Annotated in this window: 16 protein-coding genes; 9 read left to right on the top strand and 7 right to left on the bottom strand. The window is 71.9% G+C overall.

Translation table 11 applies throughout. The features are described from left to right. Positions 1–155 precede the first annotated feature (155 nt). Positions 156–548, top strand: a complete 393-nt coding sequence (locus tag ACODT5_RS04490; RefSeq protein ID WP_422517883.1) for a TOBE domain-containing protein — start codon at positions 156–158, stop codon at positions 546–548. Between the two features lie 6 nt (positions 549–554). Beyond that, a complete protein-coding gene (locus ACODT5_RS04485) occupies positions 555–1,343 on the top strand; it encodes a sulfite exporter TauE/SafE family protein (protein WP_422517882.1) in 789 nt (262 codons plus the stop codon). Between the two features lie 67 nt (positions 1,344–1,410). Here the strand turns inward: ACODT5_RS04485 and ACODT5_RS04480 are convergent, their stop codons facing one another. Together ACODT5_RS04480 and ACODT5_RS04475 are read right to left on the bottom strand one after the other, a co-directional pair. Further along, a complete protein-coding gene (locus ACODT5_RS04480; RefSeq protein WP_422517881.1) occupies positions 1,411–2,019 on the bottom strand; it encodes an HAAS signaling domain-containing protein in 609 nt (202 codons plus the stop codon). Beyond that, entirely contained in the window at positions 2,016–2,390 is a 375-nt protein-coding gene (locus ACODT5_RS04475) for a PadR family transcriptional regulator (RefSeq protein WP_422517880.1), read from the bottom strand. The genes ACODT5_RS04480 and ACODT5_RS04475 overlap by 4 nt, the downstream gene beginning before the upstream one ends. 181 nt (positions 2,391–2,571) lie before the next feature. Here ACODT5_RS04475 and ACODT5_RS04470 point away from each other — a divergent pair, with 181 nt between their 5' ends. The 4 genes from ACODT5_RS04470 to ACODT5_RS04455 all read left to right on the top strand — a co-directional run bounded on the left by ACODT5_RS04470 (position 2,572) and on the right by ACODT5_RS04455 (position 7,651). Then, a complete protein-coding gene (locus tag ACODT5_RS04470) occupies positions 2,572–3,561 on the top strand; it encodes an AraC-like ligand-binding domain-containing protein (RefSeq protein ID WP_422517879.1) in 990 nt (329 codons plus the stop codon). Positions 3,562–3,571: 10 nt separating this feature from the next. Further along, positions 3,572–4,201, top strand: coding sequence for a class I SAM-dependent methyltransferase (locus ACODT5_RS04465; protein ID WP_422517878.1), 630 nt, complete (start codon positions 3,572–3,574; stop codon positions 4,199–4,201). A 300-nt stretch (positions 4,202–4,501) separates the two neighbouring features. Continuing rightward, positions 4,502–6,640, top strand: a complete 2,139-nt coding sequence (locus ACODT5_RS04460) for a glucose PTS transporter subunit IIA (protein ID WP_422517877.1) — start codon at positions 4,502–4,504, stop codon at positions 6,638–6,640. Positions 6,641–6,799: 159 nt separating this feature from the next. Further along, complete coding sequence (locus ACODT5_RS04455; RefSeq protein WP_422517876.1) at positions 6,800–7,651, top strand: PRD domain-containing protein; 852 nt, start codon at positions 6,800–6,802, stop codon at positions 7,649–7,651. Between the two features lie 66 nt (positions 7,652–7,717). Here ACODT5_RS04455 and ACODT5_RS04450 read toward each other — a convergent pair whose 3' ends face one another. Both ACODT5_RS04450 and ACODT5_RS04445 read right to left on the bottom strand, forming a co-directional pair. Further along, positions 7,718–8,404, bottom strand: coding sequence for a response regulator (locus ACODT5_RS04450; protein WP_422517875.1), 687 nt, complete (start codon positions 8,402–8,404; stop codon positions 7,718–7,720). Beyond that, positions 8,401–9,570, bottom strand: coding sequence for a sensor histidine kinase (locus ACODT5_RS04445; protein WP_422517874.1), 1,170 nt, complete (start codon positions 9,568–9,570; stop codon positions 8,401–8,403). Before ACODT5_RS04445 ends, ACODT5_RS04450 begins: the two co-directional genes overlap by 4 nt. 133 nt (positions 9,571–9,703) lie before the next feature. Between ACODT5_RS04445 and ACODT5_RS04440 the strand changes: the two genes are divergently transcribed. After that, complete coding sequence (locus ACODT5_RS04440; RefSeq protein WP_422517873.1) at positions 9,704–10,624, top strand: ABC transporter ATP-binding protein; 921 nt, start codon at positions 9,704–9,706, stop codon at positions 10,622–10,624. Beyond that, positions 10,621–11,505, top strand: coding sequence for an ABC transporter permease (locus tag ACODT5_RS04435; RefSeq protein ID WP_422517872.1), 885 nt, complete (start codon positions 10,621–10,623; stop codon positions 11,503–11,505). The genes ACODT5_RS04440 and ACODT5_RS04435 overlap by 4 nt, the downstream gene beginning before the upstream one ends. Positions 11,506–11,576: 71 nt before the next feature. On the opposite strand, the gene ACODT5_RS04430 is transcribed toward ACODT5_RS04435, so the two are convergent. After that, positions 11,577–12,683: an endonuclease/exonuclease/phosphatase family protein gene (locus ACODT5_RS04430; RefSeq protein WP_422517871.1), complete on the bottom strand. Its 1,107-nt coding sequence runs from the start codon at positions 12,681–12,683 to the stop codon at positions 11,577–11,579. A gap of 268 nt (positions 12,684–12,951) precedes the next feature. Between ACODT5_RS04430 and ACODT5_RS04425 the strand changes: the two genes are divergently transcribed. Beyond that, positions 12,952–13,485 (top strand): SMI1/KNR4 family protein, encoded by a 534-nt coding sequence (locus tag ACODT5_RS04425; RefSeq protein WP_422517870.1) that lies wholly within the window; start codon positions 12,952–12,954, stop codon positions 13,483–13,485. Between the two features lie 39 nt (positions 13,486–13,524). Here ACODT5_RS04425 and ACODT5_RS04420 read toward each other — a convergent pair whose 3' ends face one another. Together ACODT5_RS04420 and ACODT5_RS04415 are read right to left on the bottom strand one after the other, a co-directional pair. Then, positions 13,525–13,905, bottom strand: coding sequence for a hypothetical protein (locus ACODT5_RS04420; protein WP_422517869.1), 381 nt, complete (start codon positions 13,903–13,905; stop codon positions 13,525–13,527). Further along, the gene (locus ACODT5_RS04415) at positions 13,902–14,489 is read right to left on the bottom strand and encodes a TetR/AcrR family transcriptional regulator (protein ID WP_422517868.1); all 588 of its coding nucleotides are present in this window, start codon (positions 14,487–14,489) and stop codon (positions 13,902–13,904) included. Before ACODT5_RS04415 ends, ACODT5_RS04420 begins: the two co-directional genes overlap by 4 nt.

The raw sequence follows: 14,489 nt of genomic DNA, 5'->3' as shown, positions 1-14,489 counted from the left end.
GCAAACCGATGATCGGTTTGCCCCGGCTTGGGGCCCCTCTCCGGGGGACGGACAGGGTCCGCGGCCGGGTCCGCGCCCGGTCGGGTGAGCCCGCCACGGCGCGGTGCCGAGGGCGGCCGACACGCCCATGACCTGCAGCCTCTAGGGTGGCCCTCATGGAGTCGTACACGATGGGGCAGGCCGCCGAACTGCTGGCTGTGAGCGTCGACACGGTGCGGCGGTGGGCGGACGCGGACCGCTTCCCGACCCACCGGCAGGGCAACCGGCGCATCGTCGAGGGGCCCGACCTCGCCGCGTTCTGCGTGGAGGTCTCCCAGGAGGGCGCCGACGCCGAGGGGACCCCGTCCACCTCGGCGCGCAACGCGTTCCCGGGGATCGTGACCGCGATCAAGCTGGGCGGCGTCTCGGCGCAGGTGGAGGTCCAGGCGGGACCGCACCGGGTGGTGTCGCTGCTGACCCGGGAGGCCGTCGAGGAACTCGGCCTGGAGCCGGGCGTGACGGTCACCGCCCGCGTGAAGTCGACCAGCGTGCACGTCGAACGCGGCTGAACGGCCGTGGAGTGGGGGACGGGCCTGGCCGGCTTGGCCACCGGCCTGCTCATCGCGGTGATCACCGCACCGGTCGGCGTCTCCGGAGCGGTGTTCCTGCTGCCCGTACAGCTGAGCGTGTTCGCGGTCCCGAGTCCGGCGGTCACACCGACCAACCTGCTCTACAACGTGGTCGCAGGCCCCGGCGCGCTCCTGCGCCACCACCGCACGGGGAGCCTGCACGGGCCACTGGTGCGCCGCCTGGTCCTCGGGACCCTGCCCGGCGTGGTCGTCGGCGCCGTCATCCGGGTGTTCGCGATCCCGGGCCCGGTCGTCTTCAAGGCCTTGGTGGCGGCGTTCCTGCTCCCGCTCGGACTGTGGCTGATCCTCCGCACGCTCCTGCCGTCCCGGCGGTCCGGACAGGCCCGTGACCAGCTGTCGCCGCGGGCGGTGACCGGCCTGGCCCTGGTCGTCGGCGTGGTCGGCGGGATCTACGGCATCGGCGGCGGATCCCTCCTCGGCCCCGTCCTGGTCGGCCGCGGCACGCCCGTCGCCCAAGTCGCCCCGGCGGCCCTGGCCTCCACCTTCGCCACCTCGGTGGTCGGCGCCGCCACCTACACCCTGCTCGCGCTCTCCGGGCCGGGCAGCATCGCGCCGGACTGGTTCCTGGGCCTGGCCTGTGGTGCGGGCGGACTCGTCGGCGGCTACCTGGGCGCCCGCCTCCAGCCCCGTCTGCCGGAGAAGGCACTCCGGCTCCTCCTGGGCACCCTGGCCACCACCGTCGGCACTCTCTACGCCGCCCAGTCGCTCACCTGAGGCACTCGCCGGGTCCGGACCCGGATACCCCGGACCCGGGAGCGGATCCGGGCCCGGGAGCGACGCTTCAGGCGCGGCGGTTCCGCCAGAGCCATGCCGTCGTACCGGCCAGCAGGGCGAGCGTCATCAGGTTGGCCACGTTGGCCGCCGTGTCGTCCGTCGGTGCGGCGGCAAAGAGCTTCCAGATGCCGATGGCGAGGGTCGGCAGGACGGCGGTGAGCAGTACGCCGGTCCACTTCTGGGCCGAGGTCCAGTGGACCGAGGTGCACAGGAGCACCGCGCCGATGACGCGGAACAGGGTGCTCAAGATCGACGTGGTGTCGCTGTAGGGGAGGACGGCCGCGACGAGGAAGGGGACGGTCAGCATCAGGAGCGGGATCAGGGGGTGCACTTTGCCCTTCCGGACGGGTGCGCCCGCTCCGCTCTGCGCAGGGGCCTCGACGGCCTCGACGGCCCCGTCGCCCGCCTCGGCCAGTGCGGTCGCCGCGATCGTACGGGGGTCCCCCAGCTCCGCAAGGACCTCGCCGATCGTGACCTCGGGACGCTCGGCGCGGGTCACCTCGATGTGTTCGGCGAGGTCGGCGAGGAGCTCCCGTCGGCGGTCGGCGGGCAGTGCGGAGGCCTCGCGCTCGACGGCGGAGAGGTAGTCGCTTACGGGGTCGGCCGAGGTCTTCATGCGGGATCTCCGGTGGCGTGGTGCGGGGTGGCGAGGAAGGCGTCGACGGCGTTGCGGAAGCCGGGCCAGACGCGGGTGAACTCGTCGAGGGCGGCACGGCCGCTGTCGGTGAGCGCGTAGTAGCGGCGGGGCGGTCCGGAGGCGGACTCCTGCCAGGTCGTGGTGACCAGGTCGTCGCGGCGCAGCCGGGAGAGCAGCGGGTAGACGGTGCCCTGGCTGGTGGCGAGGGTGCCGGAGTCCTCGAGGGACTGGAGGAGCTCCACGCCGTAGCGGGGGCGGTCCCGCATCAGGGCGAGGACGCAGTACTCCAGAACCCCCTTGCGCAGCTGGGCGGCTGCCCGGGCCTGCTTGGTCGAATCACCTGGTTCCATGCGATGCAAGATACCTGGTGAGGCGACCGGCTGGGAAGGGGGGTGGGGAACCCGGCACGGGCACGTGCCCCCGCCGGATTCACGTGGCCGATACTTGATCACGTGACGGGGGGAAGCACGGCGGTGGGTCGACCGGTGAAGGACTGGTCCACTGCCAGGTCAAAAGGGTGTGGGTGGTCGCATGGGCTCGCTGGTGGCGTCGGAAGCCGTCGTGGCGCGCGAGGACAGGTTCGATTGGTTCTGCGAGACGGTGTCCAGCGATGTGATGCCGGTCATGCTCAGCACCCCGCACACGGCCGACTTCCGCGCGAAGATCACGGACCTGGACCTCGGCGCGGTGCGGTTGTCCTCCTTGTCCTGCTCACCGGTGCTCTCGCGGCGTACCGCGGCCCATGTCCGCAGCGGCGATCCGGAGCACTTCCAGCTGGCCCTCGTGACGCGGGGCCACGTCCGGATCTCGCAGCGGGGCAGCGATTCGGTGGTCTCCGGGGGGTTCATGCTCACGGACACGTCGCGGCCGAGCGCAGGGGCCTGCGTGGGCGGGCAGGTGGACACGATCGTGCTGCAGATCCCCCGCCCGGCCCTGGCGCTGCGCCCGAACCGGGTGGACGGCCTCCTCGCGCAGGGCCTGGACGCGGACACGGGATCGGGGGCGGTCCTTGCCGACTTCCTGAAGACCCTGCTCGTCCACGGCCCGCGCTGCGGCCCGGAGGAGCTGCACGGGATGGGGGCCGTCGCCCTCGACCTGGCCACCGCGTGTCTCGCACGGCAGCTGGGCGACCTCGGCGAGGCGCCTGCCGAGGTGCGCACGCAGGAGGCCCTGCAACGGATCCACCGCTTCATCGAGAACAACCTCGGCGACCCGGGCCTGACCCCCCAGACGGTCGCGGACCGGCACAACATGTCCCTGCGTTCCCTCTACGCCCTCTTCGCGGACCAGGACCTCAGCGTCGCGGCACGCATCCGCGAGAGCCGGCTGGAGCGGGCCCGCGCCGACCTGGCACGAGGGGAACTGGGCGGTCAGCCCGTTCAAGTGATCGCGGCCCGCTGGGGATTCCCCAGCGCCTCCGCGTTCAGCCGGGCATTCCGCGAAGCCTACGGAATCACCCCCACCGAGCACCGGGCGTCGTCCGTGACCACCCCGGGGCGGGCCGCACCGCGCGGATGTTAACTTCCTTCCCGTGGCGGATCATCAAGACAGGACCAGGGCGGCCTACGACGGCGTGGTCGAGCTGTACGCGTCGATGTTCGCCGACCGGCTGGAGACGCAGCCCTTCGCGCGAGCCATGATCACCACCTTCGCCGAGCTGGTGCGGGGGACGGGGAACCCGCGAGCGGCCGACGTCGGGTGCGGCCCCGGACACCTGACGGCCATGCTGAACGACCTCGGACTGGACGCCTTCGGGCTCGACCTCTCCCCGGCCATGGTCGACCACGCCCGCCGGGCCCATCCGGCGCTGCGGTTCGACGAGGCGCGCATGGAGGCCCTCCCCGTCGAGGACGGCGCGCTGGGCGGCGTACTGGCCCACTACTCGATGATCCACACCCCGCCCGGGGAACTGCCCGCGCTGCTCGCCGAGCAGGTCCGCGTCCTCGCACCGGGCGGCCTGCTCCTGGTCTCCTTCTTCGGGACCGAAGGCCCGGATCCGGTCCGCTTCGACCACAAGGTGGCACCCGCCTACAGCTGGCCGGCGGACGGGCTCGCCGACCTGCTGACCGGCGCCGGCCTCGTCCCGTTCGCCCGGCTGCTCCACGACCCGGCCTCCGAACGCGGCTTCCTCGACTCCCACTTGCTGGCCCGCCGCCCGTAGGACGCGCCCCGCCCCGGGCCGCCGGGCCCGCACCGCGAGCTACATCACAGGGCCGTCGCCGTCCGCACGCACTTCCCGGTGTTAAGGTTTTGTCTGATCGATCTCGATCACAGGATTGCTACTCCCCGAGGTCACCGCTTTCGTCGCCACGCGACGTCAAGGCGGTGCACCGCTTGAGGGGAGGCAAGGCCTGGGTGGCGCCGCGTGCGCGACCCGGGCCTTTTTTGTTGCCCGGATCCGGGCGTGAGAGATCGCGAACCGAAGCAGGATGGCATCAGCCCCAGGATGCAAGGACGCATCATGAACACACCCGTAGCCGGACCCGGCACGCTCGCGGAGCAGATCCTCCGCGGCGTCGGCGGCGCCGAGAACATCGAGAGCCTCACGCACTGCGCGACGAGGCTGCGCTTCCAGCTCCACGACGGGGCGAAGGCCGACGCGGCCGCCCTCGATGCCCTCGACGGCGTCATGGCCACCGTGCCGCAGTCAGGTGACCGTCTGCAGATCGTGATCGGCGGAGCCGTCGCACGCGTCTACTCCGAGATCATGAACCTGCCGTCCATGGCGGGCGGCGGCACTCCCGGCCCGAAGTCCGACGCAGACGTCAAGGCCGCGATGCGGGCCAAGAGCCGCGGCCGCTACGCCGTGGTCGACAACTTCTTCGAGTACCTGTCGGACTCGTTCCGCCCCCTCATGGGCGTCCTGTTGGGCTCCTCGCTCATCATCGCGATCGCCTCCGTCCTCGATGCCCTGGGCTTCGTCGACTTCCGCGCCGCGGACAAGTCCGCCACCTGGGTCTTCGTCGACGCCATGTGGCGCTCGGTCCTGTACTTCCTGCCGATCATGGTCGCCTACAACGCGGCCAAGAAGCTGAAGATCGACCCCTGGGTGGGCGCCGCGGTGATGGCCGCGGTGATGACCCCGAACTTCACGGGCATGCTCAACCCGAAGTCCGGCATCCCCGGCATCACCTGCACCACCAACGGGACCCTGGGCACCCAGGAGTGCGTCGCGCACGTCTTCAGACTGCCGATGCAGCTGAACGACTACGGCGGCCAGGTCTTCGTGCCGCTGCTGATGGTCGCCCTGCTCGCCCTGGTCTACAAGGGCCTGCAGCGCATCTTCCCGGAGGCCGTGCACCTGGTCTTCGTGCCGTTCTTCAGCATGCTGATCATGATCCCGATCACCGCGTTCCTCATCGGCCCGCTGGGCGTCTGGGCCGGCAACGGCCTCGGTGAGGGCCTGTCCTGGCTGAACGGCAACGCCCCGATCGTCTTCGCGATCCTCATCCCGCTGCTCTACCCGTTCCTGGTGCCGCTGGGCCTGCACTGGCCGCTGAACGCGCTCATGCTCGTGAACATCAACACCCTCGGCTACGACTTCATCCAGGGCCCCATGGGCGCATGGAACTTCGCCTGCTTCGGCGCCACCGCCGGTGTCCTGCTGCTCTCGCTGCGCCACCGCGAGAAGGAGATGCGCCAGACCGCGACCGGCGCCCTGGCCGCGGGTCTGCTCGGCGGCATCTCCGAGCCGTCGCTGTACGGCATCCACCTGCGCTTCAAGCGGATCTACCCGCGCATGCTCGTCGGCTGCCTCGTCGGCGGCGTGATCGTGGGCGTCCTGGGCGGCGTGGACACCAAGGCCTTCGCCTTCACCTCCCTGCTGACCATCCCGGTCTTCTCCCCGATGGCCACCTACGGCATCGCGATCACGGCCGCCTTCTTCGTCTCGATGGCCCTCGTGTACTTCTCCGACTTCCGCACCCCGGCGGACCGCGTCCAGGCCAACGCCGATCGCGACGCCGCCGAGGCCCTCTCCCGCGGGGAGGCCACGGCCGCCGATGACCGCGAGCTCGTCACAGTCGGCGCCGCCACGGCCGCCGTGACCGCCGCGGGCGCATCCGCCGGCTCCGCCTCCGCATCCGCCACGGCATCCGTCTCCGCGTCCGACACCGCCGCCGGTGCTCCCGCCTCCACCCCCGCCAAGGGCACCGAGCTCGCCGCGCCCGTCGCGGGCCGTGTGGTCGGCCTCGACGAGGTCGGGGACCCCGTCTTCGCCTCCCGCGCGCTCGGCGAAGGCGTCGGCATCGAGCCGGCCGACGGCCGCATCGTCTCCCCGGTCGACGGGGAGCTGGTCATCGTCGCCGCCACCGGCCACGCCTTCGGCATCCGTACCGCGGACGGCGTCGAGGTGCTCATCCACATCGGCATCGACACGGTGCAGATGCGCGGGGAGGGCTTCGACGTCCGCGTCGAGGCGGGCAGCCGGGTCTCCGTCGGCGACCTCCTCGCCGAGGTCGACCTCGACGCCGTGCGCGCGGCGGATCACCCGACCGTCACCCTCATGACCGTCACCAACACCGCCGACCTCACCTCGGTCGAGCCGCACACCGGGCAGACCGTCGCCGCCGGCGCCCCCGTGGTGACCGTACGGCGGTAACGACCGCCACCGGTCCGACGCGGGCACGCGCCACCTCGTGGGGCGTGCCCGCGTCGGACCGGTTCGGGGCAGAGTCCAGGGGAGAGGGTGGCGCACGCGTGCCAGACAATGCGGGATCATTGGGCAGAACCGGACCGCGAACGAGAAGGAGAGCAGGCGTTGAAGGCGCTGCGTGTCCTCAATAACAACGTGGTCCTCGCGCGCGACGAAAAGGGCCAGGAGGTCATCCTCACCGGGCGCGGCATCGGATTCAGCTCCCGGCAGGGCAAGCCCGTCGACCCCGCGCTCATCGTGCGCGTCTTCGTCCCGGCGGACGGCCGCGACCCCGACCACCTGAGCGAGGTCCTCGCCCTCATCGACGAGGAGGTCCTGCGGGCCGTCGTGATCGCCCTCGACGAAGCGGGCATCGAGGGACGCGAGTCCACCCGGCCGACCCTCGCCATCGCCGTCGCCGACCACGTGACCGGCGCACTGGACCGGGCCGCGCGCGGCATCGTCATCGAGTACCCGCTGCGCGCGGAGGTCCAGGCCCTGTACGCCTCCGAGTACGCCCAGGCGCAGCGCCTGCTGGACGCGATCAACGAGCGCCTGGACCCGCGGCTGGAGGAATCCGAGGCGATCGCGCTCGCGTTGCACCTGGTCAACGCGGGCTTCGCCACGGGCGACCTGTCCTTCACGTACACGATGACCGGGGTCATCCAGCAGATGCTCGCCGTCGTCCGGGAGCGGTACGGGCTGTCGGTGTCCCAGGAGTCCATGAGCGCGGCGCGGTTCATCACCCACGTGCGCTACCTCTTCGTGCGCATCCAGCAGCACCGGCAGCTGAAGGGCCACGAGACCACGATCGGCGAGGGCATCCGCCGGCACTACCCGGAGGCGACCCGCACCGCGCAGCAGTTGGCGACCGTCGTCGAGCTGCGCCTGGGTGAGCACCTGAGCGAGGACGAGGTCTCCTACCTGGCGCTCCACGTGGCCCGCATGACCACGGAGCCGGACGGCACCGCCGCGTAAGCCGCACACGCCGCGTAAGCCGCACACGCCGCACACGCCGCACACGCCGCACACGCCGTCCAGGCCTCACCCCGGGGGCGCGACGAGGCCGAACTCGTAGGCCAGGATCACGAGGTGGACCCGGTCGCGCGCGTCGAGTTTGGTGAAGAGCCGTGAGACGTGAGCCTTCGCGGTGGCCACGCTGATGGTGAGCTCCCCGGCGATCTCCGCATTGGACAGGCCGCGGCCGACCAGGGTCAGGACCTCGCGCTCCCGGTCCGTGATGCCGCCCGCCACCGCCCGGCCGGCTCCGGAGCGTCCCCCTGGACCGGCGCCGGGGGAGGGGCCGGGCCGCGCCGCGAACTCCTCGATGAGGCGGCGCGTGACGCTCGGCGCGATGAGGGCGTCCCCGGCGGCGACGACCCGGACCCCGTCGAGGATGGACTCGAGCGGCATGTCCTTGACGAGGAAGCCGCTCGCCCCGGCGCGGAGCGCACCGTAGACGTACTCGTCGTCGTCGAAGGTGGTGAGGACCAGGACGCGGGTCGTCGAGCGCGGATCCGCGTCGATCCGCCGGGTGGCCTCGATCCCGTCCGTGCCGGGCATCCGGATGTCCATGATGGCCACGTCCGGCCGCAGCCGCGCCACCAGTTCCACGGCGTCGGCGCCGTTCCCGGCCTCCCCGACGACCTCCAGGCCGGGGGTGTCGGCGATGAGGACGCGCAGGCCCGTACGGATCAGCGGCTGGTCGTCGATCAGCACGACGCGGATCACCGCCCCGCCTCCACCGGTACCGGCAGCACGGCCGCCACCCGGAAGCCGCCGGCCGGGAGCGGCCCGGCGCTGAACTCGCCGTGCAGCAGCCCGACGCGCTCCCGCATGCCGACGATTCCGTACCCGGATCCGCCGACGCCGCCCCCGCGGCCGAGGTCGACGACCTCGACGGCCAGCTCGTCGCCGCGGTGGTCGACCGTCACGGTGCAGTCCCGGGTGCCGGAGTGCCGCACCACGTTGGTGACCGCCTCCTGGACGATGCGGAAGGCCGCGAGGTCCACGTCCGAAGGCAGTTCGCGGGGCTTCCCCCGCCAGTGGACCTCGACCCGGACACCGGCGGCCGCGCTCCGCCCGACCAGCTGCCCCAGGGCGGCCAGACCGGGGACCGGCTCCAGCGGCGCCGACTCCTCCTCGCCCTTGCGCAGCGCCCCGAGCATCCGCCGCAGACCGGCGAGGGTCTCCCTGCCCGTGGCCTCGATGGCGTCGAGCGCCTTGCGCGTCTCGGCGGGCTGGGTGTCCATGACCCGGCTGCCCACACCGGCCTGGATGGTGATGATGCCGATGTTGTGGGCGACCATGTCGTGCAGTTCCCGGGCGATGCGCAGCCGCTCCGCGGTGACGGCCTGCCGGGTGACCTGGGCGCGCACCGTGTCCGCGTGGGCCCGGTCCTGACGGATCGTGTTGCCGATCAGCCAGGCGATGACGACGGTCGACGCGAGCCCGGCCGGCGCCGAGGGGTTGAAGAAGTAGCCGCGGGCCAGGTGCCAGCCCGCATAGCCCGCCAGGGTGGCGAAGCAGAGCAGGGCGGCGGAGACCGAGACCCGCCGCGGACGGGTCGCGGCGGTGTATCCGACGGCCGCGTCGGCCAGCAGGAACAGGACGAACGGCGTCTCGCGCACCTCCATCCCGATCGAGAACACGGTGCCCGCGAGCGCGACGGCCACGGCCGCCAGTGGCGCGCGGAACAGCAGCAGGGCGCCAAGGGTCGTGACGACGGCGGTGGCCAGGAGCGGCGCATCCTCGATGTTGCCGTTGTACTGGACCAAATGGCGCAGCTCGTCCGGCCGTTGCAGCATGCGTACGAGGACGAGGGTCACCCAGAAGGCGCCCACCCACGCGCCCGGTGGCACGCGTCTGAGCAGGGACGGACGAGGAGGAGCGGTCATCGGGCGATCGTATCCGCGCCCGCCCGCCGGGACATTGGCCCGCAGGACTAATCCCCCGGGCTACCGGAAGGGCGTCGCAGTGTGAACCACCGGCCGACGCACGGACCGTACCCGCACGGGCAGCGTGGCCCCCGTGATCGAATCGACTGGGCTGACCAAGCGGTACGGCGACACCGTCGCCGTCGACGACCTGAGCTTCACCGTGGAACCGGGCCGGGTGACGGGATTCCTCGGCCCCAACGGCGCCGGCAAGTCCACCACCCTGCGGATGATCCTGGGCCTCAACACGCCGACCGGCGGGACCGTCACCGTGGACGGGGTGCCCTTCTCGCACCGCCCGCGCGGACTGCGCCACGTGGGCGCTCTGTTGGACGCCCACGACGTGCACGGCGGCCGGAGCGCGCGGGCGCACCTGTCCGCCCTGGCCCGTGGCAACCGCATCCCCCCGTCCCGGGTGGACGAGGTGCTGCGGGAAGTCGGGCTGGCGAAGGCGGCGGCCCGCCGGATCGGCGGGTTCTCCCTCGGGATGAAGCAGCGCCTCGGCATCGCGGGCGCCCTGCTCGGCGATCCGCCGGTGCTGCTCTTCGACGAGCCCCTGAACGGCCTCGACCCCGAGGGCGTGCTGTGGGTGCGCGGCCTGTTCCGGCGGCTGGCGTCCGAGGGCCGCACCGTCTTCGTCTCCAGCCACATGATGGCCGAGATGGAACACACCGCCGACCGGATCATCGTCATCGGCAGGGGCCGGCTCATCGCCGACGCGAGCCTGGCCGACTTCTCGGCGCGGCACGCCTCCCGGGGCGTGACGGTCAGGACCCCCGACCCGGCGGACCGGGAGGCACTGGAGGCCGTACTGGTCGCCGAAGGCGGGTCGGTGCACCGGGAGGGCGGCCCGGCGGTCCGCGTCACCGGCCTGACGGCGGCCCGGATCGGCGACCTCGCCCACCGGCACCGCATCGTGCTGCACGAACTGGCCACCCACACCTCGTCCCTGGAGTCGGCGTTCATGTCCCTCACCGCCGACAGCGTCGAATACCTCGCAGGAGAACCCCGATGAGCACGCCGACCACGTCCGGAACCAGGCCGCCCGTGCGGGCGGCCGAACCCGCCGGTGAACCCGGGGCCGGGTTCACCGACCTGCTCGCCGCCGAGTGGATCAAGATGCGCTCGCTCAGGTCGACCTACTGGGTGCTCGTCCTCAGCGCCGTCGTCGCGATCGCGATCAACGTGAACGCCGTTCACTCCGACTTCCCGTACATCGACCAGCCGCACCCGACGCTCCCCCCGCCGCCCGGCGAACCTTCCTACACGTACGACCCCTTGTTCCACGGCCTGAGCAGCATCGCGGTCGGTGTCATGGCACTGGCGGCGGCCAGTTTCGGAGCCATCACGGTCTTCGGCGAGTACGCCACCGGGATGATCCGCACCACGTTCGCGGCCGTCCCCGACCGGCGTGCGGTGATCACCGCCAAGGTGGCCCTGGCCGCGGTGGTCACGCTCGCCCTCGGTGCGATCGTCTCCACGACCTCGTTCTTCACCACCAACGCGATGCTGGCCTCCCGTGACGTCGGGCTCTCGATCCACGACCCCGGCTGCCTGCGGGCCGTCGTGGCCTACGCGCTGGTCGTCCCGGTCTGCGCACTCATCGGGATGGCCTTCGGGGCCGTTCTGCGCCACGCCACGGCCTCGATCGTCGCCGTCGTGGGGATCCTCTTCATCCTGCCCATGCTCTTCGGCGGCGACCGGTACCGCGTCCTGAGGGAGATCGGCAACCACCTCCCGCTCGCCGCCCAGGGCCGGCTGTCGCTGAACCCGGAATCCGCCACGAGTCTGGGCGCCCACCCGGGCACGATCACCGGCTCCTGGATCGCTCTCGCGGCCTGGGTGCTCGTCTCGGTGACCGTTGCCGTGACGGTCGTACGGCGCCGGGACGTGTGAGGCCGGCACGGTCGCGCCCCGCGGGCCTGCCGGGAGGCACACGGGGCACGCGGGAGCCGCGCGGCGGTGTCTCAGCGGAGCTGGAGCACGCCTCTGACGCCGGCATGGTCGGAGGGCCACAGACCCGACGGGGTGCGGTCGGCCTGGGCGCGGCCCACGCGGTGGGTCGACAGCGCGGTGATCTTGCCGCGGAAGAGCACGTAGTCGATGCGCTGCGTGAGGGCGGAGGTGGAGTTGCGCAGGTCGGGGGCCTGGCAGCAGGTGAAGCCGGGGTCGCGGGGGCGGGTGGCCGTCCAGGCGTCGGTGAATCCGGCGGCCAGGAGCCGGTTGTGGCTCTGGGTGTTGGTTCCCGGTGTCGCCCCGACTCCGCCGGCCGCCGAGTTGAGGTCGCCCAGCAGCACGGTGGGGAGCGTGGTGTTCAGCGGGCCCGCGAGCAGTTCGTCGGTCTGTGCTTCCTGGACGGCGGGGGCGGCGGGCTCGAGATGGGTGGTCACCACTCGGGTGGTGCGGCCGCGCAGCGTGGCATCGGCCGCGACCCAGCCGCGCTCGATCCGCAGGGCCGGATTGGGCGGGCAGCCCAGCACGGGACGGCAGACGGGTACGTGGCTCTGGAACCGGGCGGCCTGCGCGTTGGCCACGGAGAACGTGTGTGCGGGCAGGTCGGTGCGGGTCAGGAGCACGTCGCGGTCGGTGAGGCGGATGTCCTGCAAACCGGTGGGCGTGGAGCGCGGGGCTTCGAAGTCGCTGCCGACGGTGACACTCGCCACGGCCGCGTAGTGCTTGCCCCGGGCGGAGAGCTCGTCGAGAAGGATCTGCAGGAAGTCGTACTCGACGTGGGTGGCGCTGCCCGGTCCGGCAGGTGTCTGGCTGCGCCACAGCACGGCTTCCTGGACACCCACGAGGTGCGGATCGCCGGCGGCGATCTCGTCGGCCAGCGCTTCGGCACGCTCGGGGAAGTCCGTCGCCCGGACGTTCGCCCACACCGCGGTCACCGCGGCGACGAGCCCCTGGGGGCTGGTGGCGGCGAGAACGGGCGCGAGGTCGGCGCCGAGATAGAGGTTGCGGGTCATGACCCGCAGGGAAGCCCGTCCTCCTTCGGCGGCCGAGGCCGCGCCGAGCGACCCCGGTGCGAGGAGCGCGAGCGCGCACAGGGCGGATGTGAACCAGCGGCGAGCCATGCGGGCAGCCCTTTCGGTCAGAGCGGGCGATTTCCCGCATCCTCGCCGCAATCTAGAAGGGCTGACGGAACACGGCGATCCAGGTGTGGGCCGGGCGGCCTACGGTGCACCTGAATGCGCCGGAGCCGTCCGCGGAATCACCCTCATCGGCCACCCGTTCGGCGGACCGGCCGCCGCCGCACTGCACTAGGTTGGCGAGACCAGGAGAAGGAAGCCCACCGCCCGGCATCCACAACCAGACCGACCCCCGGAATACAGGACCCTCGCCATGCCCCATGCCCTTGCGCGGCTCTTCGAAATCGCCCGGGCGCCGAGTGCGCGCCACCAGAAGGACTGGTGCGAGATCGAGCGCGTTCTCGGGGTCGAACTTCCCGCCGACTACAAGGACTTCATCCATGTCCACGGCGGAAGCAACTGGGACGACTACCTGTACGTCCTGGAGCCCGGCTGCCCCAACGAGAACTACGACCTCATCACCTGGGCAAGGAACCAGGCCGAAGACCTCGAAGACCTGTGGCGGTTCGAGAGGAAGCCGGCGGAACTGGAGGCCGAAGGCGCCCGTGTCATCCCCTGGGCCACTACGGACAACGGAGAATGCCTCTACTGGCTCGTCCGGCCGGGTCTTGATCCGGACCGATGGACCGTCATGGTGAACGAGGCGCGCGGCGACCGGTGGGAGCACTTCTCCGTGTCCTGTACGCAATTCCTCGCGTCCTCGCTCGACGGCGAGCTGCGGTCGGGCATTCTCTCCTCCTCGTTCCCCGGCGCCGGGCACGAGTACCGCCGGCTTGCCGCACCGTGACGACGCGTCGCACCGGCCGGCACCCAGGACACGGACGGGCTACGCGGCGCCCGCAGCCGTCAGCACCGCGACGGGCAGGAGCAGGATCCACTGCGGCAGGCGGAGCAGCGGCCTGGGCCAGCCGACGGACAGGGTGATGACGAGGAAGGCTGCCGCGTACGCGACGAAGTGCGCGGCCACGAACCACGCCAGCAGGCCGGTCCCCGGCGTACCGTCCCTCAGGGAGAGGTAGAGCAGAGCGAGTCCGGAGAGCCCCAAGTCGATGCTCACCATGTGCCAGACGGCGTGCAGGACACGCTTGGGTTCGTCCGCGAGCCCGGAGGACAGCAGCGGGCGCACCACATCGCGGCGCCCGGCGATGACGTGCACTGCGGCGACGCCGACGGCGGTGATGCCCGCCGCGAGGAACCAGCTGTTCATCGGATCTCGATTCCCTTGGCCACGACGGCGGCCAGCAGTGTGGCCAGATGCGGGCCAGGGTGTTCCCCGACCAGTCCCACGTGGAAGAACACGGCTCCGGCCAGCGTGTCCAGGACCAGGTCCACCGGCGTTTCGGCCGCGATCTCCCCGCGCGCCACGGCGCGTTCGAAGACGATCAGCAGCCCTTCCTTCGACGGGGCCAGGAAGTCGCCGCGGATGCGCGCCTTCAGTTCCGGATCGGCGGCGAAGTCGGCGAGCAGCCCCGGGAGCGCCGCCGCGGCGGCCGGCGCGCGGAACTCGTCGACCAGGCCCTGGAGCAGCACGGTCAGGTCCCCGGCCAGCGTTCCGGTGTCCGGGGCAGGAGCGTCGTCGGTGGTCGTGAAGACGGCCTCGAAGACCAACTCCGGCTTGCCCGGCCACCGCCGGTAGATCGTGTCCTTGCCCACGCCGGCCCGTGCGGCCACCGCCCCGATCGACGTCGCGGCGTAGCCGACCTCGGCCACCAGCTCCGCCGTCGCGCCGATGATCGCTTCGTGCGACCGGGGATCCCTGGGTCGCCCCCTGGAGGGCGGAGAGGAGCTCAT

Source organism: Streptomyces tatrensis, assembly GCF_049310065.1.
In the GTDB taxonomy this organism is placed as follows: Bacteria; Actinomycetota; Actinomycetes; order Streptomycetales; family Streptomycetaceae; genus Streptomyces.
The sequence above is the reverse complement of the archived record's forward strand: the minus strand, read 5'-3'. Positions and strand labels throughout refer to the sequence as shown.